The 25,016-nt window shown below is 69.1% G+C and carries 21 protein-coding genes; 9 read left to right on the forward strand and 12 right to left on the reverse strand.

The window, feature by feature from the left end; translation table 11 throughout:
• Nucleotides 1–70: 70 nt before the first annotated feature.
• From AC1RU4_RS04445 to AC1RU4_RS04455, 3 genes are all read left to right on the forward strand, one after another.
• Entirely contained in the window at nucleotides 71–1,564 is a 1,494-nt protein-coding gene (locus AC1RU4_RS04445; protein WP_492890114.1) for an amino acid permease, read from the forward strand.
• Nucleotides 1,565–1,801: 237 nt separating this feature from the next.
• Entirely contained in the window at nucleotides 1,802–3,517 is a 1,716-nt protein-coding gene (locus AC1RU4_RS04450; RefSeq protein WP_492889823.1) for a thiamine pyrophosphate-binding protein, read from the forward strand.
• 141 nt (nucleotides 3,518–3,658) lie between these two features.
• Nucleotides 3,659–4,129, forward strand: a complete 471-nt coding sequence (locus tag AC1RU4_RS04455) for a hypothetical protein (protein WP_492889824.1) — start codon at nucleotides 3,659–3,661, stop codon at nucleotides 4,127–4,129.
• A gap of 19 nt (nucleotides 4,130–4,148) precedes the next feature.
• Here the strand turns inward: AC1RU4_RS04455 and AC1RU4_RS04460 are convergent, their stop codons facing one another.
• Together AC1RU4_RS04460 and AC1RU4_RS04465 are read right to left on the reverse strand one after the other, a co-directional pair.
• Complete coding sequence (locus AC1RU4_RS04460; RefSeq protein ID WP_492889825.1) at nucleotides 4,149–4,658, reverse strand: cupin domain-containing protein; 510 nt, start codon at nucleotides 4,656–4,658, stop codon at nucleotides 4,149–4,151.
• Nucleotides 4,659–4,885: 227 nt separating this feature from the next.
• Nucleotides 4,886–6,544, reverse strand: a complete 1,659-nt coding sequence (locus AC1RU4_RS04465) for a lysine--tRNA ligase (RefSeq protein ID WP_492889826.1) — start codon at nucleotides 6,542–6,544, stop codon at nucleotides 4,886–4,888.
• Nucleotides 6,545–6,686: 142 nt separating this feature from the next.
• Here AC1RU4_RS04465 and AC1RU4_RS04470 point away from each other — a divergent pair, with 142 nt between their 5' ends.
• Complete coding sequence (locus tag AC1RU4_RS04470; protein WP_492889827.1) at nucleotides 6,687–7,286, forward strand: glutathione S-transferase family protein; 600 nt, start codon at nucleotides 6,687–6,689, stop codon at nucleotides 7,284–7,286.
• Here the strand turns inward: AC1RU4_RS04470 and AC1RU4_RS04475 are convergent.
• A complete protein-coding gene (locus tag AC1RU4_RS04475) occupies nucleotides 7,280–8,197 on the reverse strand; it encodes an ABC transporter substrate-binding protein (protein ID WP_492889828.1) in 918 nt (305 codons plus the stop codon). The two genes, AC1RU4_RS04470 and AC1RU4_RS04475, sit on opposite strands and share 7 nt — an antisense overlap.
• A gap of 1,001 nt (nucleotides 8,198–9,198) precedes the next feature.
• Here AC1RU4_RS04475 and AC1RU4_RS04480 point away from each other — a divergent pair.
• Nucleotides 9,199–11,262, forward strand: a complete 2,064-nt coding sequence (locus tag AC1RU4_RS04480) for a glycosyltransferase (protein WP_492889829.1) — start codon at nucleotides 9,199–9,201, stop codon at nucleotides 11,260–11,262.
• Here the strand turns inward: AC1RU4_RS04480 and AC1RU4_RS04485 are convergent.
• Complete coding sequence (locus AC1RU4_RS04485) at nucleotides 11,213–11,806, reverse strand: SCO family protein (protein WP_492889830.1); 594 nt, start codon at nucleotides 11,804–11,806, stop codon at nucleotides 11,213–11,215. The genes AC1RU4_RS04480 and AC1RU4_RS04485 overlap by 50 nt on opposite strands.
• Before the next feature lie 63 nt (nucleotides 11,807–11,869).
• Complete coding sequence (locus AC1RU4_RS04490) at nucleotides 11,870–12,070, reverse strand: hypothetical protein (RefSeq protein ID WP_492889831.1); 201 nt, start codon at nucleotides 12,068–12,070, stop codon at nucleotides 11,870–11,872.
• Between the two features lie 261 nt (nucleotides 12,071–12,331).
• On the opposite strand from AC1RU4_RS04490, the gene AC1RU4_RS04495 reads away from it, so the two are divergent.
• A complete protein-coding gene (locus AC1RU4_RS04495; protein ID WP_492889832.1) occupies nucleotides 12,332–14,386 on the forward strand; it encodes a putative bifunctional diguanylate cyclase/phosphodiesterase in 2,055 nt (684 codons plus the stop codon).
• 14 nt (nucleotides 14,387–14,400) lie between these two features.
• On the opposite strand, the gene AC1RU4_RS04500 is transcribed toward AC1RU4_RS04495, so the two are convergent.
• From AC1RU4_RS04500 to AC1RU4_RS04530, 7 genes are all read right to left on the reverse strand, one after another.
• Nucleotides 14,401–15,519, reverse strand: coding sequence for an ABC transporter ATP-binding protein (locus AC1RU4_RS04500; protein WP_492889833.1), 1,119 nt, complete (start codon nucleotides 15,517–15,519; stop codon nucleotides 14,401–14,403).
• 36 nt (nucleotides 15,520–15,555) lie between these two features.
• On the reverse strand, nucleotides 15,556–16,347 hold the full coding sequence (locus AC1RU4_RS04505) for an ABC transporter permease (protein ID WP_492889834.1): 792 nt from the start codon (nucleotides 16,345–16,347) through the stop codon (nucleotides 15,556–15,558).
• Nucleotides 16,348–16,358: 11 nt separating this feature from the next.
• Nucleotides 16,359–17,216, reverse strand: a complete 858-nt coding sequence (locus AC1RU4_RS04510) for an ABC transporter permease (RefSeq protein WP_492889835.1) — start codon at nucleotides 17,214–17,216, stop codon at nucleotides 16,359–16,361.
• Between the two features lie 428 nt (nucleotides 17,217–17,644).
• Entirely contained in the window at nucleotides 17,645–18,679 is a 1,035-nt protein-coding gene (locus AC1RU4_RS04515) for an ABC transporter substrate-binding protein (RefSeq protein ID WP_492889836.1), read from the reverse strand.
• A gap of 62 nt (nucleotides 18,680–18,741) precedes the next feature.
• Complete coding sequence (locus AC1RU4_RS04520; RefSeq protein ID WP_492889837.1) at nucleotides 18,742–19,680, reverse strand: 2-hydroxyacid dehydrogenase; 939 nt, start codon at nucleotides 19,678–19,680, stop codon at nucleotides 18,742–18,744.
• A 160-nt stretch (nucleotides 19,681–19,840) separates the two neighbouring features.
• Nucleotides 19,841–20,434, reverse strand: a complete 594-nt coding sequence (locus tag AC1RU4_RS04525; RefSeq protein ID WP_492889838.1) for a HutD/Ves family protein — start codon at nucleotides 20,432–20,434, stop codon at nucleotides 19,841–19,843.
• Between the two features lie 348 nt (nucleotides 20,435–20,782).
• Nucleotides 20,783–21,727: a LysR substrate-binding domain-containing protein gene (locus AC1RU4_RS04530; RefSeq protein WP_492889839.1), complete on the reverse strand. Its 945-nt coding sequence runs from the start codon at nucleotides 21,725–21,727 to the stop codon at nucleotides 20,783–20,785.
• An 89-nt stretch (nucleotides 21,728–21,816) separates the two neighbouring features.
• Here AC1RU4_RS04530 and AC1RU4_RS04535 point away from each other — a divergent pair, with 89 nt between their 5' ends.
• The 3 genes from AC1RU4_RS04535 to argE are packed head-to-tail and all read left to right on the forward strand — an operon-like array spanning nucleotide 21,817 to nucleotide 25,001.
• Complete coding sequence (locus tag AC1RU4_RS04535; protein ID WP_492889840.1) at nucleotides 21,817–23,271, forward strand: 4-hydroxyphenylacetate 3-hydroxylase family protein; 1,455 nt, start codon at nucleotides 21,817–21,819, stop codon at nucleotides 23,269–23,271.
• Nucleotides 23,268–23,774 (forward strand): flavin reductase family protein, encoded by a 507-nt coding sequence (locus tag AC1RU4_RS04540; protein WP_492889841.1) that lies wholly within the window; start codon nucleotides 23,268–23,270, stop codon nucleotides 23,772–23,774. The genes AC1RU4_RS04535 and AC1RU4_RS04540 overlap by 4 nt, the downstream gene beginning before the upstream one ends.
• Nucleotides 23,775–23,777: 3 nt before the next feature.
• A complete protein-coding gene (argE, locus tag AC1RU4_RS04545; RefSeq protein WP_492889842.1) occupies nucleotides 23,778–25,001 on the forward strand; it encodes an acetylornithine deacetylase in 1,224 nt (407 codons plus the stop codon).
• Nucleotides 25,002–25,016 lie beyond the last annotated feature (15 nt).

A 25,016-nucleotide genomic window follows, 5' to 3' on the forward strand; every position in this document is an offset into this window, starting at 1 on the left:
GACGGACACAGTGGATGCCCCAGACTACTCCGACGAAGCCAAGCATGCCGACGTAAAGGTCCTGCATGAGATGGGCTATGCGCAGGAACTCGAGCGCCGGATGAGCCGGTTCTCGAATTTCGCCATCAGTTTCTCGATCATCTGCATCCTGTCCGGCGGCATCAATTCGCTGGCGCAGGCAACCTCCGGCGCCGGCGGCGCGGCCATCGGCCTCGGCTGGCCGCTCGGCGTCGCCATTTCCGGCGTGTTCGCGCTCGCCATGGCGCAGATCGGCTCGGCCTACCCGACCGCCGGCGGCCTCTATCACTGGGGCTCGATCCTCGGCAACCGCTTCACCGGCTGGGTCACCGCCTGGTTCAACCTGCTCGGCCTCGTCACCGTGCTGGGCGCCATCAATGTCGGCACCTATTATTTCTTCTTCGGCGCCTTCGGGGCGATGCTCGGCATGGAGGACACCATCACCACGCGCGTCGGCTTCGTGGCGGTGCTCACCGCCGCGCAGGCGCTGGTCAACCATCTCGGCATCGGCCTCACCGCCAAGCTGACCGACTTTTCCGGCTACCTGATCCTCGCCACGGCGGTGGTGCTGACCATCGTCTGCCTGGTCTTCGCGCCGGGCTACGATATCGGCCGGCTGTTCACCTTCTCCAATTATTCGGGCCCGGCGGGCGCCGACGTGTGGCCGGAAGTGTCCACCGGCTGGGCGTTCCTGCTCGGCCTGCTGCTGCCGATCTACACCATCACCGGCTATGACGCCTCCGCCCATACCTCCGAGGAAACCCGCGACGCGGCGCGCGCGGTGCCGCAGGGCATGGTGATGTCGGTCGTGTGGTCGGGCGTGTTCGGCTACATCATGCTCAGCGCCTTCGTGCTGATGATCCCGAACATGGACGACGCCGCCAAGCAGGGCTGGAACGTGTTCTTCTGGGCGATGGACGCCCAGGTGCCCGGCACGCTGAAGGAGATCCTCTACGTCGCGATCTTCGTTTCTCAGTTCCTGTGCGGCCTCGCCACCGTCACCTCGGTGTCGCGCATGATGTTCGCCTTCGCCCGCGACGGCGGCCTGCCGGCCTCCTCCGCGCTTGCCAAGGTCAGCCCCAAGCACCGCACCCCGGTGGCGGCGATCTGGACCGGCTCCACGCTGGCGGTGCTGTTCGTGTGGGGCACTTCGCTGGTGTCCTTCGGCGGCACCTCGGCCTATGCCATCGTGGTGTCCTGCACCGTGATCTTCCTGTTCTTCTCCTTCGCCATCCCGATCGCCCTCGGCCTGTTCGCCTACGGCACCGCGAAATGGCCGAAGATGGGGCCGTGGAACATGGGTCCGGCGCTGTTCAAGCTGGTGGCGGTGCTCTCGGTGGTGGCGATGGCGCTGATCTTCGTGCTCGGCATCCAGCCGCCCAACGATTGGGCGCTCTACATCACCGTCGGCTTCCTCGTCCTGTCCGGCCTGGTGTGGGTGCTGTTCGAGAAGCGCCGCTTCAAGGGCCCGCCGATCGGCGACGAGATCGCGCGCCGGCAGGCGGCGATCCTTGCCGCCGAGAAGGCGGTCGGCGAGGCGAGCTGACCCTCGCGCCCCGGCGGCCGATGGCGGCCGATGGCGGCCGGGGCGATGCCGGCAGGCGCAAGGCAAGGCGCGGGACGGCGCCGTTGGCGGAAGCGCGAAGCGGCCGCGGGTTGGCCCCGCGGCGTTTTCTTCACGCGAACCGGTATCCACGTCGCTCGAAAACGCTCTAAGTTGCGGCCGGATCGGCGACAGCCGGTCCGGCTTCAACCGCGCCCGGCGCGCCAATCCGCGTGATCCATGACGTCCCCTCCGAACCCCGCGTCGCTTTCGACCTCCCCCCTCCCCGCCCGCTCCGGCGCCCGCATCCTCGTCGACGCCCTGCTCGCCCAGGGCGTCACCCGCGCCTTCGGCGTGCCGGGCGAGAGCTATCTCGACGTGCTCGACGCGATGTCCGACACCGATATCGACTTCGTGGTGTGCCGGCACGAGGGCGGCGCGGCGATGATGGCGGAAGCCTCCGCCAAGCTCACCGGCAGGCCGGGCATCTGCTTCGTCACCCGCGGGCCGGGCGCCACCAATGCCAGCGCCGGGGTGCATGTCGCCCAGCAGGATTCCACCCCGATGATCCTGTTCGTCGGCCAGATCGGCCGGGCGATGCGCGGGCGCGAGGCGTTCCAGGAGGTCGACTACCGCGCGGTGTTCGGCACGCTGGCCAAATGGGCGGTGGAGATCGACGACGCGGCGCGCATCCCCGAAATCCTCGCCCGCGCCTTCCGCGTGGCGACGCAGGGCCGCCCCGGCCCGGTGGTGATCGCGCTGCCGGAGGACATGCTCGCCGACATCGAGGACGTGCCGGACGCGCCGGTCGTCGACCCGGTCGAGACCTGGCCGGGCCTCACCGACATGATGCGGCTGCAGAAGCTGCTGTGGAAGGCCGAGCGGCCGGTGCTGATGCTCGGCGGCAGCCGCTGGAGCGAGAAGGCCGTCGCCTCGGTGAAGCGCTTCGCCGAACGCTTCGACCTGCCGGTCTGCGTCAGCTTCCGCCGGCAGATGCTGTTTCCCGCCGACCACGCCTGCTATGCCGGCGATGTCGGGCTCGGCATCAACCCGAAGCTGGTGGCGCGGCTGAAGGCGGCGGACCTCGTCATCCTCGCCGGCGGGCGGCTCGGCGAGGTGCCCTCGCAGGGCTATTCGCTGTTCGGGATCCCCGATCCCGGAATCGACCTCGTGCATGTGCATGCCGACCCCGACGAGATCGGCCGGGTGTTCCAGCCGGCGCTGGCCATCAACGCCTCGCCGCAGGCTTTCGCCGCGGCGCTGGAAGGCGTGCAGCCGCCGAACGCGATAGGCTGGGGCGACTGGCGGGCGCAGGCGCGGGCGGACTATGCCGCCTGGAGCGACGAGCCGCCGGCCAATCCCGGCCCGGTGCAGATGGCGACGCTGGTGCGCTGGCTCAGGTCGCAGCCGGCCGACACCGCGATCTGCAACGGCGCCGGCAATTTCGCCACCTGGGTGCACCGCTTCCACCATTTCCGCGGCTTCGGCACCCAGCTGGCCCCGACCTCCGGCTCGATGGGCTACGGTTTTCCCGCGGCGATCGCGGCCAAGCGCGTACATCCCGAACGGCTCGCGGTGGCGGTGTGCGGCGACGGCGACTTCCTGATGACCGGGCAGGAGCTCGCCACCGCCGTGCAGCACGCGATCCCGGTGCTGGCGGTGGTGATCGACAATGGCATGTACGGCACCATCCGCATGCACCAGGAGCGGGAATTCCCCACCCGCGTGTACGGCACCAGCCTCGTGAACCCGGACTTCGCCGCCTATGCCCGCGCCTTCGGGGCTTTCGGGGCGACGGTGGAACGCGACGAGGACTTCGTGCCGGCGCTCGACGCCGCGCTCGCCTCCGGCCTGCCGGCGGTGGTGCATGTGAAGCTCGATCCCGAGGCGATCACGCCAACCACGACGCTGTCGGCGCTGCGCGAGAAATCGCTCGGGGACCGCTCGGTGAGCTGACCGGCCGCTGTCGCGTGGGGGCTGCGCAGAAGCTGGATGACTTTTGCCGGGAGAACCGGCTCCAGTGTGGTGAAACGAGAGCCCGTTCTGATCGATCCGGTAATTCCGCCGGATCGGAGACGGCTCCAGCCCGGTGACGCCATGCTCCGCCTTCCTCTTCCCGGCCTCGTCCTGCTGATCCCCGCCCTGGTGTCGGCGCCGGCGCGGGCGGAGCCGGCCTGGTACGGCACCGCGCAGGGCGAGAGCGTGCACCTGGTGCTCGGCGAGAGGGAGGCCGACAAGCGGGTGCTCGACATCGCCTGCGTGCCGGGCAGCGGCCTCCTCACGGTGCGCAGCCTGATCGGTTCCAACGGCCTGCTGGCCGGCGAGGCCGCCGAGGTGATGCTGGAGAACAACCGCGCCCGCGTGGCCTTCCCCGGCAAGGCGGTGGCCAATGACGCCAGCGGCGGCATCGATGTCGAGGGGCACGGCCCGCTCGCCGGGCTCGCCACCATCGTGAAGACCAACCGGCCGTTCGTGATGGCGGTGCCGGGCGCGCGCTTCATCATGAGCCAGGCCGGCATGGCGGAGCCCTATGCCGCGCTGCTGGCCGCCTGCGCCAGGAAGGGGTGATCGCTGAGCCGGGCGCCCCTCAACCCGGCGCCTTGTGGATCGGGTCGACCCAATAGACCGCCTCCGGCTTCTCCACCGCCTCGATATCGGCGAGGTTCACCACCACCGCCTCGTTATCGGAGCGCACCAGCACGCATTCCAGCGGCTGCTCCGCATCCGCGTTGATCTCCTGGTGCGGCACATAGGGCGGCACGAAGATGAAGTCGCCCGCCTCGGCCTCCGCCACATATTCCAGCCGCTCGCCCCACCGCATGCGCGCCTTGCCGCGCACCACATAGATCACGCTCTCCAGCGCGCCGTGATGGTGCACCCCGGTCCTGGCATCGGGCTGGATCGTCACCGTCCCGGCCCAGATCTTCTGCGCCCCGACGCGGGCGTGGTTGATCGCCGCCTGCCGGAACATGCCGGGCGTCTGCGCCGTGTTGGAATCCAGCCGGTCTCCCTTGATCACCCGAACCCCATCATGCTTCCAGCGCTCGGCCTCGGAATGGCTGTGGGAATGGTGATCGTGGGAATGGTCGTGGGACATCTCGTGTCTCCTTCCCGGCGTGGGGCGGTCGCCTGCGTGCTTCGAGGCCGGCCGATGGCCGGCACCTCAGCATGACGAGGTGGTTCATATCGGCAGCGACGATGTCGTGCACACCGGTAGCATGGCGCGGTTGTTCATGGCGGCAAGCAAGCCCCCGTCATCCTGAGGTGCGAGCGCAGCGAGCCTCGAAGGACGCACCGCGCCCGCCATGCCTCGGGAAGCGCCGATCAGGCTGCCCCCCTGGCCAGCTCCCCCGACAGCGCGCGAGCGATGAGGGCGCGGGTCTCCGGGATGCCGTAGGCGGCGACGAAGGTGCCGAAGCGCGGGCCTTCCTTCTCGCCGAGCAGCAGTTCGTAGAGCGCGCTGAACCAGGCGAAGGACACGCCCGGCCCGCCATCCGGCCCCTTGCGCTTGAGGTCCTGATAGCGCGGCACCGGCCGGGCGACGTCGAGCACCGCGTTCTGGATGGCGTCGCGATCGGTACCGTCCAGCGGAGCGAGCGCGGCATCGAGGCGGGCGAGCGCATCGGCCTCCACCTCGTCCGGCAGGCGGAAGGCACGGCGCGGCTTCACCCGGTCGATGAAGTAGCGCACCGCATAGCCGGCCAGCCTGTCCATGTCCGGATGCGTCTGCGCGGTGACGCCCGGCGCGTAGCGGCGGATGAAGCGCCACAGCACGTCCTTGTCCTCGGCATTCGACGCCGAGGCGAGCTTGAGCAGCAGGCCGAAGCTGATCGGCAGCTCGATCACCGGCGGGTTGCCGGAATGGATGTGCCAGACCGGGTTGCCGAGCCGGTTCTTCCAGTCCTGCTGGGGATAGCGGGAGAGGAAGGCGTAATATTCGTCCACCGCCTTGGGGATGACGTCGAAATGCAGCTTCTTGGCCGAGCGCGGCGACTGGAACATGTACAGCGCCAGGCTCTCCGGGCTGGCATAGGTCAGCCACTCGTCGATGGTGAGGCCGTTGCCCTTGGACTTGGAGATCTTCTGGCCGATCTCGTCGAGGAACAGCTCATAGACGAAATGCTCGGGCGCGGTGCCGCCGAGGATCTCGCAGATGCGGTCGTAGATCGGCGCGTTGGTCTGGTGGTCCTTGCCGAACATCTCGAAATCGACGTCGAGCGCCGCCCAGCGGGCGCCGAAATCCGGCTTCCACTGCAGCTTCACATTGCCCCCGGTGACCGGCAGCGTCTTGTCCACCCCGTCCTCGTCGGTGAAGGTGATGGTGCCGGCACCGGCATTCACCTCCTTCAGCGGGACATAGAGCACCCGCCCCGAGACCGGCGAGATCGGCAGGAACGGCGAATAGGTGGCCTGGCGCTCCTCGCCGAGGGTGGGGAGCATCACTTCCATGATGGCGTCGTATTTCGCCGCCGCGCGCAGCAGCACGGCGTCGAGCTTGCCGGACTTGTAGTAGTCGGTGGCGCTGGCGAATTCGTAGTCGAAGCCGAACGTGTCGAGGAAGCGGCGCAGCATGGCGTTGTTATGGGCGCCGAAGGTCGGCTCGCCGCCCTCGAACGGATTGGGCACCACGGTGAGCGGCATCTGCAGATACGGCTTCAGCGCCGCGACGTCCGGCACGTTTTCCGGGATCTTGCGCATGCCGTCCATGTCGTCGGAGAAGCACAGCAGCCGGGTCGGGATGTCGCCGCCGGTGAGCACATGGAAGGCGTGGCGCACCATGGTGGTGCGCGCCACCTCGCCGAACGTGCCGATATGCGGCAGGCCCGACGGGCCGTAGCCGGTCTCGAACAGCACCTCGTCCTTGGGTTTCCGCTTCAGGCGCTCGACGATCTTGCGGGCTTCCTCGAACGGCCAGGCGCCGGCGGTCTCCGCCAGCGTGCGCAGTTCGGCAGCAAAATCCTCGACCGGAGCGGTCGCCGTCATGATGGTGTCTCCAAGGCTTCAGGAATGGGCGCGGACACTAGGGAGTCGTGCCCGCAGCGTCAATCGAAGGCAGGCGGGCGGCGGCTCGACAGGCCGCGATGTTCATATTATGTTCTATCCATCCTATCGGCAGGGGATCGTCATGAAGCTCTATTGGGCACCGCATTCGCGCGCCTTCCGGGCCCTGTGGGTGATGGAGGAATCCGGGCTTGTCTATGAGGGCGTGCGGATCGACATCCGCTCCGGCGAGCAGAACAGTGCCGCCTTTCGGGCCGTCAATCCGATGATGAAGGTGCCGGCGCTGGTCGACGGCGGCGCGAAAGTGTCCGAATCCGGCGCCATCTGCGCCTATATCGCCGAGCGCGCACCCGAGGCGGCGCTGGCGCCGCATCTCGGCGATCCGGCGCGCGGCGCCTATCTGCGCTGGCTGTTCTTCTCGCCCGGATGCATCGAGGGGGCGTTTCTGGAGAAGTTCGCCAAATTGCAGCTGCCGAGCGGGACGGTCGGCTGGGGCTCGTTCGATCGGGTGTTCGACGTGCTGGACGAGGCGCTGACGACCGGGCCGTGGCTGCTCGGCGAGCAGTTCACCGCCGCCGACGTGCTGATCGGCGCCGATCTGCTGTTCGGCATCGAGGCGTTCAAGCTGGTGGAGCCGCGGCCGGCCTTCACGGCCTATCTCGACCGCTGCAAGGCACGGCCGGCCTTCGTGCGCGCCCGCGCCATCGAGGCCGGGGATCAGTAGACCCCGATCGGGAACCAGCGCAGGTAGAGGTCGATATAGACGCCCTTCTCCCAGAGCTGGGCGAGGGCGTAGTTGAGCGTCTGGCGCAGCGCGTCGTTGCCGCGCCGCAGGGCGATGCCCATGCCCTCGCCGAAATACAGGCTCTCGGTGAACGGCCCGCCGGCAAAGGCGCAGCAGCCCTCCGACGAGGAACCGTTCAGCCAGAAGGCGAGTTGCACGCCGTCGCCGAAGACGAGGTCGACCTCGCCCTTGCGCAGCGCCGCCCGCGCCTCCTCCGGCGTCGGGAAGGAGCGGATCGCCACTTCGGCGAACAGGTCGCGCAGATAGGCCTCATGCGCGGTGCCGGCGACGACGCCGACGGTCTTCGATGCCACGAGATCGGGCGTGACCACCGGCAGCGGGTCGGCCTTGCGGGCGACGAAGCGGGCCGGCGAGCGGAAATAGCGGTCGGAGAAGTCCACCGCCTCGCGGCTGGCCGAGGAGATGGCGAGGCCGGCAATGGCGGCATCGGCCTCGCCGCGCTCCAGCGCCTGGGTGAGCGCCTCGAAGGGCAGCACCTCCAGCGAGCAGGTGATGGCGAGCTCGGCGCAGATGGCGCGGGCGATGTCGACATTGAAGCCGGCCGGGCGGCCGTCCTCGCCGCGGAAGCTGAAGGGCGGGTAGTCCTCGGTGGTGACGAAGCGGATCTGGCTCGGTATGCGGGTGACGTCCGGCTTTTCCGGCCGGCGCTTCGGATCCCAGAAGCCGGGCACCGCCACCTCGGGCGGGGAGACGGCGGGGGTGGCAGCGGCGGGGGTGGCAGCGGCAGCCGGGCCGGACGAGGCCGGAAGCGCGGCCCCGAACAGGGTACCGGCGCCGAAAAGCGCGGCAATGAGGCCACATGTGAAGGATTTCGTCGTCGCGTACCGCACCAGCCGCCTCGATCCCGCGCCGGCGGATTGAAGACCGGCATCGATCTTGTAGCGTCTCGTCGGGGATAGCGCGAGAGGCGAGCCGGGGGACGTCTTTGGGGGAAGACTCGTGCAGGACGCGCGCGGAACCGGCTGCCGGTGCGACGGCTGCAGGGGCGGCGGCGCGCGGCCCGGCGGACGAGGGAGCCGTGGACAAAGGCACCGCGCGGATGGCCACGGCCGTCGACCCGAGCCCGCCGGCGGCCGGCAAGGCCTCGCGGATGAAGCAGCCTGACGAACACGCGCGACCGGGAGGGACGACCGGCGCGAAACGGCCGAAGCCCGGAACGGCGATGCGGTCCGGCACGGCCGCGGGGACGGAGGCCCCGGCCGGACGCGCGTCGCGACCAGCCCTCACACAGGGCGAGCGCCGACTGGAGGCCGCTCGCAGCGCCCTCGGCGGGATCATGCGGGCGATCGCCGGAGCGCTTCGCCCGCCCGGTCGTCGCCTCGCGGCAGGCGGCTCGTCCGCCTTCCCTGGCAAGCCGGCCGCACGGGTCCGGCAGGTTCGGCGCAAGACCGATGGAAACGGGCCGGCGCAGGGCGCGGCCGGCGGGCGGACGGTGGTCCTGAGGAGAAGGACCGGAGGCGGGAAACGCGCCGACGCCCATCCCCGCCAGCGGGCATCCGGCGCGGCGACGCGCGTGACCGCCCGGCCGGGGAGCGTGGAATCCGCCGATATTCCCCGGAACGACCGCCCGCCCGACGTCGCAGGCCCGGACGGCGCCGGGCGGGAGGTATGGTTCGTCCCGACGCCCGCGCCCGGCGGGACGGCGGAAGGCCGGCCCTCCGCTCCGATCCACGCGATGCCGACAGCCGCAATGGATTTCGCCGGAAGCGACGCGGCCACGCGGCCGGCCGGAGCCGTCGGCGCGCCGACGCAGCCCCTATTGCCGGAGAGCCGCCCCGAACGTGATGCGCCCGCTTCGGACAGGCCGCCGCCGGCGCCGCAGCCATGGGACATGCCGCAGCCCCCGCAGCGGTCGGCCATGTCGATGGACGTGATCCCGCCGGGGCACCCCCTCTCCGAGATGCCTCCACCCGATCCGCCGCTGTCGGATCCGCCGCCGGACACTCTTCCGGGGGACGAAGCCGCGCCGGAAACTGCCTCGGCGTCCCCTTCGTCCCCTGAGGCGCCCGCGGCGGCCGGCATCCCGCCCGAGCTTCCCGTCGAGATCGCCGGCCTTGCCGGGCGGCTGCCGGCCGGCCTGCTCGCCGAGGCGCGCGAGCGGGCGGAGCGGCTCGGCATCGGGGCGGACGAGGTGCTGCTGGCACAGGGGAGCGCCACGCCCGACCTGATCGCCGCGGCGGCCGCCGCTCGGCTCGGGATCGAGGTCGACCCCCTCGACGAGGCGACGGCGGTCGCGGGGCCGGCGCCGGAGACGCTCGCCGGCGTGATGCGGAGCGGGACGCTGCGCCAGCCCGACGGCCGCCTGGTGATCGCCGCGCGCGGGCTGAGGCTGCGCCGTCTCGCCGCGACGCTGGCCGCCATGCCGGAATTGCGCGGGCGCGTGCGGCTGACCACGCCGGAGCGGCTTGCCCTGCATGTGCGCCGGCGCTGCGTCGATCCGCTCGGCCAGCTCGCCGCCTTCCGGCTGCGCGACGAATGCCCCCGGCACAGCGCCGCCACGCTCGGCCGGTCGCGTCACCTGCTGGCGCTGGCGGCGCTCGGCGCGGTGGCGCTCGCCGCCCTGACGCTGGTAGTGCCCGGCGTGCTGCTGCTGTTGCCCGCGCTGCTGGTGGCGCTGGTGCTGCTCGGCTGGTCCGGCCTGCGCCTCGCCGCCTCCACCGTCGCGCCCCATGCGACGGCGGCGCCGCCGCGCGACGATGCCGGCCTGCCGGCCTACAGCCTCATCGTGCCGCTCTATCGCGAGGCGCGGGTGGTGCCGCAGCTGATCGAGGCGCTGCGGGCGCTCGACTACCCGCCCGAGAAGCTGCAGGTGCTGCTGGTGATCGAGCCCGACGATGTCGAAACCGCGATGGCGCTGGTGCGCCACGCCATGCGGCCGGGATTCGAGATCCTCACCGCGCCGGATATCGGCCCGCGCACCAAGCCCAAGGCGCTGAACGCCGCCCTGCCCTTCGCCCGCGGCGACATTGTCGGCATCTACGACGCCGAGGACATGCCGGACCCGCTGCAACTGCGCCGCGCCTGCGCCGCCCTCGCCGCGCCGGGCAACCGGCGGGTCGGCTGCGTGCAGGCGCGGCTCGCCATCGACAATGTCGCCGACAGCTGGATCACCCGGCAGTTCGCCGCCGAATATGCCGCGCATTTCGACGTCGTGCTGCCGCTGCTCGCCAGCGCCCGGCTGCCGCTGCCGCTCGGCGGCACCTCGAACCATTTCCGCCGCGAGGCGCTGGACGGCGTCGGCGCCTGGGACCCCTACAATGTCGCCGAGGACGCCGATCTCGGGCTGCGGCTTGCGCGCGAGGGCTGGCGCACGCTGATCATCGCCTCCTCGACCGACGAGGAGGCGCCGCGCACCGCCGGCGCCTGGCTGCGCCAGCGCACCCGCTGGTACAAGGGCTGGATGCAGACGCTGCTGGTGCATGGGCGCGAGCCGCGCCGGCTGGTCGGCGAGATCGGCTGGACGGGCATGCTCACCTTCCTGTTCCTGCTGGGCGGCGGCCTCGTCTCGGCGCTGATGCACCCGGTCTTCGCGCTGGCGCTGGCGGTCCACTGGTGGCGGGGCGGCACCGGAGACGGCTCGCTCGCGAGCGCGCTGCTCGACGGCATGGGCCTCGCGGTGCTGCTGGTCGGCTATGGCGCCACGGTGCTGTGCACCGTCGTCGGCATGCGCCACCGCCGGCTGCCGGGCCTGTGGAAGGTGCTGCCGTTGATTCCGGTCTACTGGCTGATGCTGTCGGCGGCGGGGTGGCGGGCGCTGTTCCAGCTGATCGCCGCGCCGCATCGCTGGGAGAAGACCGAGCACGGCCTCGCCCGCACCTCGCGCCGGCGCCCGGTGCGGATCCGGCTCAGAAATACGGGCGCAGCGCGGCCGCGGCCTCGGCCGGTGGCCGCTTGAGGTCGAAGGGGGCTATGAAATTGCCGTCCCTGTCCATGAGATAGACGATGGCGGTGTGGTTCATCGTGTAGTCGCCGCCCTGCCCCGGCACCTTCTGCGCATAGGCGCGATAGGCCTTGATCACGGCGGCCACCTGCTCCGGCGTGCCGGTGAGCCCCTGGATGCTGGGGTGGAAGCTGCCGATATAGGATTTCATCACCTCCGGCGTATCGCGCTCGGGATCGACGGTGATGAACAGGCCCTGCAGCTTGCGCGCGTCCGGCCCGAGGGTGTCGAACAGCTGCGACATCTCGAACAGCGTGGTCGGGCAGATGTCCGGGCAATGGGTGAAGCCGAAGAAGATCAGCGTCGGCTCGCCCTTGAAGGTCTCGTCGGTGACGGCCTGCCCGTCCTGGTCGACCAGCGCGAACGGCCCGCCGATGCTCGCCTGGGTCGCGACCTTGCCGCCCGGCGGCTGCCACAGCGCGAAGACGCCGATGGCGACGACGCAGGCGCCGACCAGGAAGGCGGAGAGGAGCAGGAGCAGGCGGCTGCGAGCGGACATGCGTGTTCCATGGACGAGGGGATGGGGCGGGCGGCAGGCGGGCGCGCCTCCCGGCCGCCGGCATCAGAAGCAATAGGCGATGCCGCTCGCTATGAGATCGAAGAAAACGGCCGAACCGTGACGCGCCCACAGGCCGATCGCCGCGGCCAGCAGCCCGACGCCGACCAGACCGAAAGCCGCATACGCGACCCGCGAACCGGCTCCGGCGGAGCGGCGCAGAGGATCGGGCGGGCTCGGTGCGGCGCGATGGATGTCGTGTGTCATTTTTTTGGCGTCCCGGCGGAACTCCCCGGCAAAGTCGGCATTAATCGTTATCACGGATACTCCGCATTCCGAACGCGGCTATCATTGCGCTTGTTTCACCGCCCTGCTTTATATTTGACCGGGTGCATGACGCTGGGTTTGATCGTCTAAAGGAAATGCGGGAGACCGATCGTAATGGTCAAGGCCGGCGCTTCCGACGAACGGAGCCGACACGACACCGGAGTCGCGTCGCGAGGTTTGCCGCAACGCGCTGTCCCCGACATGCGTGAGGCGCTCGATTTTCTCAGCGACGGCTTCGCCCTGTTCGACATCGACGACCGGCTCATCATCCACAATTCCCGGTTCATCGAGCTGTTTCCCTTCCTCTCCGTGCTCGGCGATCTCGAAGGTTTGAACTTCTTCGCCCTCGCCTCGGTGCCCTGCGGCGAATGGAGCTGGGTGGACGACCCCGATGCCTATGTCGCCGAGCGGATGCGCCGCCATCACCTCGCCAATGGCGAGCCCTTCGACATCCCGCTCGAATCCGGCGGATGGTCGCGGGTGCGCGAGCGGCGCACCCCGGCCGGCGGCATCGTCTCGACCTGGACCGACATCAGCGAGCTCAAGGCCACCGAGCGCAAGCTGCTGGACGCGATCGACGGCATCGGCGAAGGCTTCGTGCTGCTCGATCCCGACGGTTCGATCGTGCTGGCCAATACCTGCATGGCCCGCATCTTCGCCGAGGCGGGCCTCGCGCTGAAGCCCGGCGAGCGCTTCGAGGCGGCGCTGGAGGCGGCACGGGAGGCCGGCCTGTTCGGCAGCGCCCTCGCGCCGGATATCGTCGGCGTGCTGGCCGGCCGGACCGGCGAGGACAATGAGCGGCGGATCGAGATCGAGCTGAACAGCGGCGACTGGATGCTCGCCAGCCACCGGCGCATGCAGGATGGCCGCCTCATCGCCATCTGGACCGATGTCACCGCCCAGAAGCGCCGCGAGCGCGAACTGATCGAGATGCGCGCGCAGCTGGAGCAGCAGACGGCGGCGCTGGCGGAATTCGCGCGCCTGATTTCGCGGCAGGCGCGCAGCGACGCGCTGACCGGCCTGCCCAACCGCTTCGCGCTGGAGGAACGGATCGGGCAATTGCTGGCGCGGGAAGAGACGTCGGACATCTGGGTCGGCTTCATCGACATCGACCAGTTCAAGACGGTCAACGATGCGGTGGGCCACGCCGCCGCCGACGGCCTGCTCAACGACTTCGCGCTTTTCCTGCGCGCACAGCTGCGCACGGACGACATGGTGGCCCGGATCGGCGGCGACAGCTTCGCCGTGCTGCTGGCCGGGCTCGACGACCAGGAGGCGCTGCGCATCGCCACCCGGCTCACCGCGGCGACCCGCACCCATGTTTTCCATGTCGACGGCCACAACTTCACGCTGAGCCTGAGCATCGGCCTCGCCCGTGCCGGCGAACCCGGCACGTCGGCGAGCTCGGTACTGGTCTGCGCCGATACCGCCTGCTGCGTGGCGAAGGAATCCGGTCGCGACCGCGTGCAGGTCTACGATGCCGGCGACCCCAAAGTGTCCGACACCCATGAGCGGATGAGCTGGGCCGAGCGGATCCAGAGCGCGCTGGAGCTCGACCGCTTCGTCCTCGACCTCCAGGCCATCGTCGACGGGCAAGGCCGGGCGCTGGGCTATGAAGCGCTGATCCGCCTTCCCGACGACAGCGGCACCGTGCACAGCCCGGCGCATTTCCTGCCCGCCGCCCGCCGGCTCGGCCTGATGCGGCGGATCGATGCCTGGGTGTGCCGCCGGGTGATCTCCTATGCCGCCCGCCTGCATCGGCGCGGCGCGGCGCAATATGTCTCGGTCAATGTCGGCGCACGCTCCCTCGCCGATGTCGGCTTCCAGAAGGAACTGGTGCAGCTGATCGACGCGCATCCCGGCTGCGAGCCGGCGCTGCGCATCGAAATCACCGAAACCGAGGCGGTCCACAGCCTCGGGGAGATCACCGGCTTCCTCTCGCGGCTGCGCCGGCGCGGGGTGCGGGTCTATCTCGACGATTTCGGCAATGGCTACAATTCCTTCGACGCGCTGAAGCAGCTGTCGGTCGACGGCATCAAGATCGACTGGACGGTGACGCGCGACCTTCTCGACGACCCGATCGACGAGGCGCTGATGAAGGCGGCGATCTCCATCGCCCATTCGCTCAGCATCGAACTGGTGGCCGAAGGGGTCGAGACCGACGGCCAGCTCGCCAAGCTGCGCGAGCTCGGCGTCGACAAGTACCAGGGCTTCTATTTCCACCGCCCCCAGGGTGCCGACGCAGCCCTGAACTGAGCGGCGGGCAGCCCTCAGCCGGCGTCGAGCAGCACCGCCTCGGCGAGATCGAGCACCAGCGCCAGCGGCGCCCCGACCGGCGCGGCGGCGACGATCCCGGCACCGGTCACGCGCGTCTCCACGAGGCCGATGCCCTCGACCTGCACGCGGGTGATGGTGTGCGACCCCTGATAGATATGCGCTTCGACCCGCCCGTTCACGATGTTCGGCCCGGCCTCGCCGGCCACCGCCGGGCGCACATGTTCCGGCCGCAGGAAGGCGCGGACCTGCCGGCCCGGCACGAAGCCGGCGGGCGGCGCGGGAAAGGCCAGCGGCGCGATTCCGGGCAAGGCCAGCGTGGCGGCGCCGTCCCTCATCTCGCAGCGGCCGGGCGGCAGGGCGTTGATCTCGCCGATGAAGGAGGCGACGAAGCCGTTGGCCGGCGTGCGGTAAAGCTCGATCGGCGCGGCGACCTGCTGCACCTCGCCCTTGTTCATCACCACGATGCGGTCGGAAAGCGACAGCGCCTCGCCCTGGTCATGGGTGACGAAGATGGTGGTGAGGCCGGTCTTGCGGTGCAGCTCGGAGAGCTCGACCTGCATCTGCGCGCGCAGGTTCTTGTCCAGCGCGGAGAGCGGCTCGTCGAGCAGCAGCACCTTCGGGCGGATGACGATGGCGCGGGCGAGCGCCACCCGCTGCTGCTGGCCGCCGGAGAGCTGGCGCACGCGGCGGGCCTCGAAGCCCTCCAGCTTCATCATCGCGATGGCGCGGCGCACCTCCGCCTCGACCTGCGCCGCCGGCAGCTTGCGCATCTTCAGGCCGAAGGCGATGTTCTCATGCACGTTCATGTGCGGGAACAGCGCATAGGACTGGAACACCATGCCGATGTCGCGCCTGTAGGGCTCCATCGCGGTGATGTCGGCGCCGTCGACGACGATCTTGCCGGCGGTCGGCGTCACGAAGCCGGCGATCATGCCGAGCAGGGTCGACTTGCCGCAGCCCGAGGGGCCGAGCAGGGTGACGAACTCACCCCGGCGAATCGTGAGCGACACGTCGGCGACGCCGACGGAGGCGCCGAATTCCTTGCGCACGCGCACGATGTCGACGGCGCTGCCGGTCTCGACGGGCGGGGGCGCGATACGGGCTTCGCTCATGAGGCGGTCGTCTCCGGCAAGGTTCGGGTCTTTCGGTCAGTGGGTGTCGATGGCCAGCACCCGGCGCAGGCCGAGGATGCGGTCGGCCACGAACATGATGAGGGTGGTGGCCACGATCAGCAGCGCCGAGACCGCCGACACGGTGGGGTCGGCATATTCGCGGATGTAATTATACATGGCGACCGGCAGCGTCTGGGTGCGCGAGCCGGTGACATAGAGCGAGGCGGTGAACTCGGTGAGCGACAGCACCGCGGCGATGAGCCAGCCGCCCGCCATGCCGGGCACCACCAGCGGCAGCGTGATCCGCGTCAGCACCTGGAACGGCGAGGCGCCGAGATTGGCGGCGGCGCGGGCGAGCGCCGGATCGACATTGGCGAGGCTCACATGGACCGCCCGCGTCACGAACGGCATGACCAGCACCATGTGGGCCAGCACGATCATCACGTAGCCCTGCTGCAGACCGAACGCGCCGCCGAGCAGCAGGAAGCCGAAGCCAAGGGTGAAATGGGGGATGATCAGCGGCGACCACAGCACGCCCTCCAGCAGGCGGCGGCCGGAGAAATCATAATGATGGATCAGCCAGGCGAAGGCCGAGCCGACGATCAGCGCCAGCGTCGAGGCGCAGCCGGTGACGATAAGGCCGTTCCGGAAGGCGAGCTGGAAGTCGGGATAGGTGAGCGCCTTCACGTACCAGTCGAAGGAGATGCCCTCCGGCGGGAAGGCAAGGATCTCGGTGGGGTTCACCGAGGTCATCAGCACCACCAGCGTCGGCAGCGTCATATAGGCGAGCAGCGTGCAGACGAGGCTCCAGAAGGCGAAGCTGCGCATGGTTCCTTCCCTCAATCGACCGCGAGCCGGCGCTCGATGCGGCCGGTGACGCTCTTCATCAGCGCGAGGCTGCCCAGGGCGCAGACCAGCGCGATCAGGCTCAGCGTGGCGGCGAAGGGCAGGTTCAGCACCGAGAAGCCCTGGAGATAGGCGAGATTGGCGATCATCAGGATCTTGCCGCCGCCGATGAGCTGCGGGGTCGAGAAGGCGCTCATGGTCCAGGCGAAGACGACGACGACGCCCGAGAGGATGCCCGGCAGGGTGAGCGGCAGGGTGATGCGCCAGAACACGTCGAGCGGGCCGGCACCGAGATTGGCGGCGGCGCGCTCGCAGTCGCGGTCGACATGGGCGATGGCGGTGGCGAGCAGGATGATCATCACCGGCATGGAGAACTGCACCAGCGCGATCACCACGCCGAGGCGAGTATACATGAGCTGGAGCGGCGCATCGATGAGGCCGAGCTTGCGCAGCATCGAGTTGATGAAGCCGTCGGAGCCGAGCGTGAGCATCCAGGAGAAGGTGCGCACGATCTCGCCGGTGAACATCGGGGTGATGGAGAGCGAGACCAGCGCCGAGCGCACCCAGTCCTTCTTCGCCCGCACCAGCGCATAGGCGACCGGATAGGAGCAGAGCAGCGAGAAGACGGCGGTCAGCAGGCTGATCAGGAAGGTGTCGGCCAGCACCCACCAATAGATCGGCCGGTTGATGCGGGTGAAATTGTCCAGCGTCAGCCCGCCGACATTGAGCGAGCCGGGGACGAATTCGCGCACGCTATATTGCAGCACCTCGAAAATGGCGGCGGCAAGGATCACCGCGGTGAGAACCGCGGGCGCCAGGAAGGTGATGAAGAAAGGGCGCTTCTGGATCATCGGACCTTCGGGTCGGGTTTGGAACGGGCTGGCGGGCGGTGGGCGGTGGCGGTGAAGTGCGGCACGCTCCCTCTCCCCATTGGGGAGAGGGTTGGGGTGAGGGGTCTTCTTGGCTTCCCGACGTCGCCTCCCCTCACCGACCCGCTTCGCGGGCCACCTCTCCCCAACGGGGAGAGGGAAGAAAGGGAGGCAGGTTCCGACAGGTTAGCCGTCACCCCGGACTGCCAAAGGCCGATCCGGGATCGCGCAGGAATCTGGGAGCGACCCCGGCCCTCTGGTTTTCGCCTTCGGCCGGGATGGCGAGAGGCGGGAGGCATCCTCTCCCCATCAGAGGCTCGTCATGCCCGGGCTTGGCCCGGCCATGACGTTGCTCCCGCGCAACGGCTGCTCAGGGCTCCCTGACGCCGGCCGGCGCCAGTCCCCCCGCATCAGTGCATCATGTTCTCGGTGAACCACGCCTTCCACTGCGGCAGCAGGGTGGCGTAGGTCTTGTCGTCGAGCACGATGGCGCCCTTCTCGATGGCTTCCTGGCTGGTGAAGATGCCGGGCAGCTTGGCAACCTCGGGATCGAGCTTGGCTTCGCCGCTCATCGGCGAGCACTTGTGGAAATTGCAGAGCTTCGCCAGCATTTCCGGCTCGAGCGCGATGTTGAGGAACTGCTCGGCGAGCGCCTTCTTCTTGGAGTTGGCGTTGATGCCCCACACGTCGGTGCCGGCGACCGCGCCTTCCTTCGGCACGTCGATCTCGACCGGGATGCCGAGCTTCTGGATGTGGTAGCCGTTGATGTTGAGCAGCACCTGCACCGGGGTCTCGCCGGTGCGGATCAGGTTCTGGCTGGTGGCGTCCGACTGGTAGAAGGCCTTGATGCTCTTCTTGAGCTCGAGCAGCTTCGGCTTCACCTTGTCCCACTCCTCCGGCTTCACGCCGGCGAGCTTGGTGGCGGCGATGATGACGTGGCTCGGGTCGAAGTCCGGCAGGCCGAGCTTGCCGGCAACCTCGGCGCCCCACAGGGTTTCCCAGCTGTCGATCTTGAAGTCTTTCGGCATCAGGTCGGTGCGGAAGGCCGGCGTGTAGACGTAGACATAGTCCGCGACCGTGTAGTCCGAGCGCTTCGCCATCGGATAGAGCCTGGCGGCGTTCGGGATCTTCGACCAGTCCAGCTTCTCCATCAGCCCGTCGGAATGATAGAGATAGCCAACATGGGCGGTGGTGTTGATGAGGTCGGATTCCGGGTTGTCGCGGGCGACCTTGGCCTTGGCCAGGCGGTCCAGCGTGCCGCCGGTGATGTATTCCACCTCGACGCCGGTGCGCTTGGTGAATTCCTTGCCGACGATGGCGACGCCTTCCTTCCAGTTGCCGCCCCAGGTGCTGACGACCAGCTTTTCCTGGGCCGACGCGGCGCCGGCCATCAGGGCGAATGTCCCCAAAACCGTGGCGCCAAGCGCGAGTGCAAGCTTCTTCACGGGTTCCACCTCCTCATTGGGACGGCCTTGCGCCGCCCGGTCTATTGATCGTGCCGCCGGGTTCAATAGCCGCGGGCGGGATCGATTTCGTGCAGCGGCGGCATGCCGGCGCGCACCCGGCGGATGCTCTCGGCGACGTCGCGGGCGGCGAGCGCCGGCACGGTGATGCTCGCCATGTGCGGCGTGATGAACACGTTGTCGAGCGTCCAGAACGGATGGCCGGCCGGCAGCGGCTCGACATCGAACACGTCGAGCGTCGCCTCGCCGATGGCGCCGGAGGTGAGCGCCGCGACCAGCGCCGCCTCGTCCACCACCGGGCCGCGCGAGGCGTTGATGAACTTGGCGCCCTTCGGCATCAGCGCCAGCTCGGCGGCGCCGAGCAGGCCGCGCGATTCCTTGGTCAGCGGGATCAGGCTGACGACGATCTCGCTCCCGGCGAGGATCTGCTCCAGGCCGGCGCGGCCGGTGAGCGAGCGCACGCCGGGAAGGGTCTTTTCCGAGCGCGACCAGCCGGAAACGGCGTAGCCCATCGTCGCCAGCATGGCGGCGGCCGGGCCGCCGAGCTCGCCGAGGCCGAGCACGCCGACCTTGATGGCGCCGAGCGGGCGGGGATGCACGTAATCCCACTCGCCGCGGCGCTTGGCGCGCTCGAAGACGTGCATGTCGCGGGCGTAGCGGGTGACGGCGAAGACGACATAGCTGGTCATCATCGCCACCATGCCGGGATCGTTGAGGCGCGAGAAATGCACCGGCACGAGGTCGTCGCGATTGACCAGGCGGTCGACGCCGGCACCGAGATTGGTGACCAGCCTGAGATTGGGGAAGCGGGCGAAGAAGCCGTCCGGCGGCGTCCAGGCGAGCACGTAATGCACCTCGGCCGGGTCGCCGACATCGGGGTCGACGCGGAAGTCGAGATCCGGCAGCTCGCTCGCCAGCGCGTCGCGCCACTCCGCGGCGCTGTCCACCGGGCTGTAGAAGACGAGCGCGTCGCGGCCGGTCACGGGACCCACCGCAGGCGGCGGAAGTGGACGACTCGGCGTGTCATCGACGGCAACTCCGGGTCGGTGAGTTCGATCAGTGATTTTCCTGACAGGAAATGTTGCGTCCGCGAGGTGAATAGAAAAATACTTTTTATTGTTCCATAAGATTGGAAAATATAATTCACGTCTCGCCGCGGGAGGTTGGCGACAGGAAGGCGACGATCGCCTCGCCATCCCGCTGCGAGGAGGCGCGCAGCGTGCTCTCCTCGCGCGAGACCAGCGTCTCGCCGGGCCGCACGATTGCCGAGCCGAGACGGTGGCCGACCTGCCACGTCCCGGTGACGGCATGAAGCACCACATAGCCGCCGTCGGGCGCGGCGAGCAGCGGCTCGTTGCCGCCGATGGCCGGCATGACCTGCGCATTCCAGCGCCCGCGCCGCGTCATCACGTTGAGCACCTGCGCCGGGCCGGCCGGCAGCACCGAGCGCGGCTGCAGCACACTGTCGAAATACAGCGGTTCGAGCCGCTTCAGCTCGCGGGTCTCGTGGCCGAACACGAGGCTGAGCGGGGCGGCGCTGATGCGGGTGATGTGGCGGTCGATGCCGGGAAAGGAGGAAAACGCCCCCTCGACGACGATGGGGGCGAGGCTCAGGCGGATATCGAAATCCGCGTGCGCGGCGCCTTCCGGCAACAGGAACACGTCGCTGGTGATGCCGCCGCCATTCTTCCATGGCGTGACGGTATAGTCGGATATCGTCAGGACTTTCAGCGACATCGTGCCCCCTGCGGCGTCGGCGGAACCGGCCGCCGCACCCCTTCAGTCAAAGAGGCGGGAGACTAGAGGGCGCCCGCCACGCCCGGCAATCGCCGGCTGCAGGCAGGCTGGCAACAGTTTGCCGATGCAGACCATAGGGTCCGGTTATGGAGGGCGGAGGCATCGGCCGTGGCGGCTCCCGGCAGGGCCCCGTCATCCACGGCCTGTTTCCCTCTCCCCGGCGGGGAGAGGTGGCCTTGCCCGCGGGTCGGTGAGGGGGACGACGTTCGGCACCTCGAAGGCCCCTCACCCCACCCCTCTCCCCGGCGGGGAGAGGGAGCCGGACTGCGCGGGGGGCGACGACGCCCCTCACCTCATCGTCACGCGCGGCGACAGCGTGCCGGGGGCGAAGACGCCGCCGGCGGAGAACGATTCCTTCAGGTGCCGCGCGAACACCTCCACCGCCGGGCGCGGCGCCTGCCGCCGCAGGCGCAGCGCGACGAGGCGCACCGGCTGGAGATTGTCGAGCAGCGGCACGGCGGCGACGCGGCCGCCGTCATGGGTGGTCTGGGTGCGCGGCAGCACGTTCTGGATCGTGTAGCCGCGCCCGTGGCCGACGAGGCCGCGCGTCAGCTCATAGGCCCTGGAGCGGAAGGCGATATGCGGCTCGATGCCCACCGTGCGGAACAGGCTGAGGAAATAGTCGCGCGAATGCGGCAGGTCGAGCAGGATGAACGGCTCGTCCTTGAGCTCGATGAGCCGGACATGGTCGCGCCGGGCGAGCGGGTGGTCGGCGTGCAGCACCGCATAGGGCGGCAATTCGGCCAGCGGCTCGGCGACGATCTCCTCCGGCCGCGCGAATTCATAGGAGAAGGCGAGCTCGGTGCGCCCGGCGATGATGGCGTCGAGGATCTGCGCCTGGTCGCCCTCGTCGAGGCTGACCGAGATGCCCGGATGGCTCTCGGCGAAGTTCGACAGCAGGCTGGGCATGAAATGGGTGGCAAGCGTCCAGAAGCAGCCGACGGTGATCTCGCCGCGCACCTCGTCCGCCATCGCCCGCGCGTTCTGGCCGAAGTCGCGGGCATGGTTCAGCAGCAGCCGCGCCTCGTTGATGATGCGGGTGCCGGCAATGGTGGTGGTGACGCCCTTGGCGTGGTGGCGCACGAAGATCTGCACGCCGCACTCCGCCTCGAACTGGGCCACCGCCGCCGAGATCGAGGGCTGCGAGACGTTCAGGAACTTCGCCGCTTCGGTCAGATTGCCGAAATCGGCGGTCGCCACGACATAGCGCAGGGCCCGGAGTGAGACGTTCATCGGATTTTTCTATCTCAAAAAATGAATGATAATATTTTACCGATCTATCTGCGCGACGCAATATTTCCTCACAGGAAAAGGATGGAATCATGATCCGCACTGGCGAGCAGTATCGTGAGGGACTTCAGGACGGGCGTGAGATCTGGATGGACGGCGAGCGGGTGAAGGACGTCACCCAGCACCCGGCCTTCAAGCCGATCGTCGATGTCCGGGCGCGCATGTACGACATGGCCCACGAGGCCAAGTATCAGGACCGCCTGACCTATGTCGAAGACAACAAGCGCAACACGATCTTCTACAAGCCGCCGCGCGAGACCAAGGACTGGACCGACAAGGTCGAGGCCGTCGACGCAGTGATGCAGGACATTGGCGGCGTCGTCACCCGCGTTGGCGACGAGACCATCGGCGAGGTCTGGTCGCTGATCGACGGGCGCGACGTGCTGGCGGAATTCGACCCCCGCTTCGCCGACAATGTCGACCGCCACGTGCAGAACATCTTCGACAACGACATCTTCCACATCTCGGCCAATACCGATCCCAAGGGCGACCGCTCGCTGCCGCCGCAGGACCAGGACCCCGACATGATGGTGCATGTGGTCAAGGAGACCGATGCCGGCATCGTCATCCGCGGCGCCAAATACGAGACCGCCGCCGCCTATGCCGACCAGGCCTTCCTGAAGCCCACCGTCGGCGCCTGGACCAACGAGACGCTCTCCGACTATGCCGTCGGCGGCATCATCGACATGGGCGCGCCGGGCGTGCGGCAGGTCTGCCGCTCCTCCTTCGCCGGCCGCACCAACCCGAAGGACTACCCGCTCGCCAACCGCTTCGACGAGGTCGAGTCGCTGGTGATCTTCGACAATGTGCTGATCCCCTGGGAGAACGTGTTCTTCTACCGCCACACCAAGGCGGCGCAGTACATCCGCGCCACGCTGCACCGCTATTCGGCCTTCCCCTATGTGCAGCGCCTGCTCTATGTCGCCGACATGATGATCGGCGCGGCGATGTGGAACGCCCGGCAGACCGGGCTGGAGAAGCTGCAGTCGGTGCGCGAGAAGCTCGCCGACCTCGTGGTCTACCGCGAGGGCATCAACGCCCATCTCACCGCCTCGATCACGCTGGCGGAGAAGAGCCCCGGCGGGCTGCTGATGCCCAACCAGTCGATGCTCTATGCCGGCCGCGTGCATGCCTGCGCCAACCTGCCGGCAATGATGCATATCGCCCGCGAGCTGTGCGGCGGTCAGATCTGCGTGACCCCCAACTCGGCCGCCTTCGAGTCCGAGGGCTCCGGCCCGTGGCTGAAGAAGTTCTACTCGCTGAACAAGCAGTGGGAATCCGAGGACCGGCGCAAGCTGCTCGCCTTCGCCCGCGACCTGCTCAATTCCGACTATGCCGGCCACCGGCTGACCTTCGTGCAGTTTGCACAGGCGCCGCACTTCAACCATCTCAATGCCGTGTACAACAGCTTCGACTTCTCCGGCCCGCTGGACTTCGTGCGCAAGGCGGCCGGCCTGTCGGACCAGGTGATGGGAACAGGAAAATGAGCGAACGCGACGCCGCCCTCCTCCGGCAGGCCGATTTCCGCACGGCAATGGGGCGCACCGCCTCCGGCGTGACGGTCGTGACTACCGACGGCGAATCCGGCCGGGGCGGCGTCACCGTCTCCTCGCTCTGCTCGCTGTCGATGGAGCCGGCCTCGGTGCTGTTCTGCCTCAACAAGGGCAGCCGGGTGCTGGAGACCCTGCTCGGCAACGGGGTGTTCGCGGCGAACATCCTCGCCCACGACCAGCACCGCGTCGCCGACAGCTTTGCCGGGCTGATCCCGGAATTTCGCGAGGACCGCTTCAAGGTCGCCGAGTGGGACAGGCTCGTCACCGGCTCGCCGGTGCTGCACGGGGCGCTGTGCCGCTTCGACTGCAAGATCGCCGGGGTGTTCGAGTTCGGCACCCACCACATCATCGCCGGCGAGGTGCTGGCGGTGGACAGCCGCGACGCCGAGCCGCTGATCTATTCCAACCGCGCCTATCACAAGCTGCACGCGGCCTGACGGATGACGGCGCGGGCGGGGGACGTCGATCAGGTCGCGGACGGCTCGGGAGACCGGCCCTCCGCCGCGTTGCTGCGCCTTCTCGCCGATCTCATCGCCTTCGAATCGGTGAGCGCGCGCTCCAACCTGCCGATCATCGATCATATCGCCGCCACTCTCGCCGGGCATGGCGTCGCGAGCCGCCGCATCCCCAATGCGGCCGGCGACAAGGCCTCGCTCATCGCCACCATCGGCCCGGCCGACCGGCCCGGCCTCGCGCTCTCCGCCCATACCGACGTGGTGCCGGTGGAGGGGCAGGACTGGTCGAGCCCGCCCTTCGCCGCCACCATCCGCGACGGCAGGCTCTATGGGCGCGGCTCCTCCGACATGAAGGGCTTCCTCGCCACGGTGCTGGCCGCCGTGCCGGCCTTCATGCGCGGGGCGACCCATCGACCGGTGCATCTGTGCTTCTCCTATGACGAGGAAGTCGGGTGCGCCGGCGCGCCCGACCTCGTCGCCGCCACCGCCGCGCTGCCGGTGCCGCCGGCCTTGTGCCTCGTCGGCGAGCCGAGCTCGCTGCAGGTGGCGCGCGCCCATAAGGGCAAGTTCGCCCATCGGCTGATCGTCACCGGGCGCGGCGGCCATTCCGCCCTGACCCATCGCGCGGCGAACGCCGTGCAGGCGGCCGCCCGCCTCGCCCTCGGGCTGGAGGCGATCGGCGCCGATCTGTGCGCCGTCACCGACGACGCCTTCGAGCCGCCCTTCACCACCGTGCATGTCGGCTCGCTGCATGGCGGCGGAGCGCTGAACCTGGTGCCCGACCGCGCGGTGCTGGAATATGAGGTCCGCACCCTGCCCGGCACCGAGGCCGCCGCCATCAAGGCGAAGATCGAGGCGCTCATCGACGAGGTGCGCGCGGTGCTGAAGGCGCAGGCGCCGGAGGCCGACATCGTTGCCGAGCCGATCAGCGCCTATCCCGGCCTCGACACCCCGGCCGATTTCCCGCCGGCGGCGCGCCTCGCCCGCCTCGCGGGAACCAACGCGGCGCCGATCACCCTCGCCTACGGCACCGAGGCCGGGCTTTACGACGAGGCCGGCATCCCGACGCTGGTCTGCGGCCCCGGCGACATCGCCCGCGCCCACAAGGCCGACGAATGGATCGGCCTCGCCGAACTCGCGGCCGCCGAAAGGCTGATGCATCGCCTCGCCGCCACGCTGGGCGAGAACCCTTCCGACCCGCTTTTCTGACCCCCAACGAGGCTC

The sequence above is a fragment of the Ancylobacter sp. GW821-FHT10E12 genome, assembly GCF_058809335.1.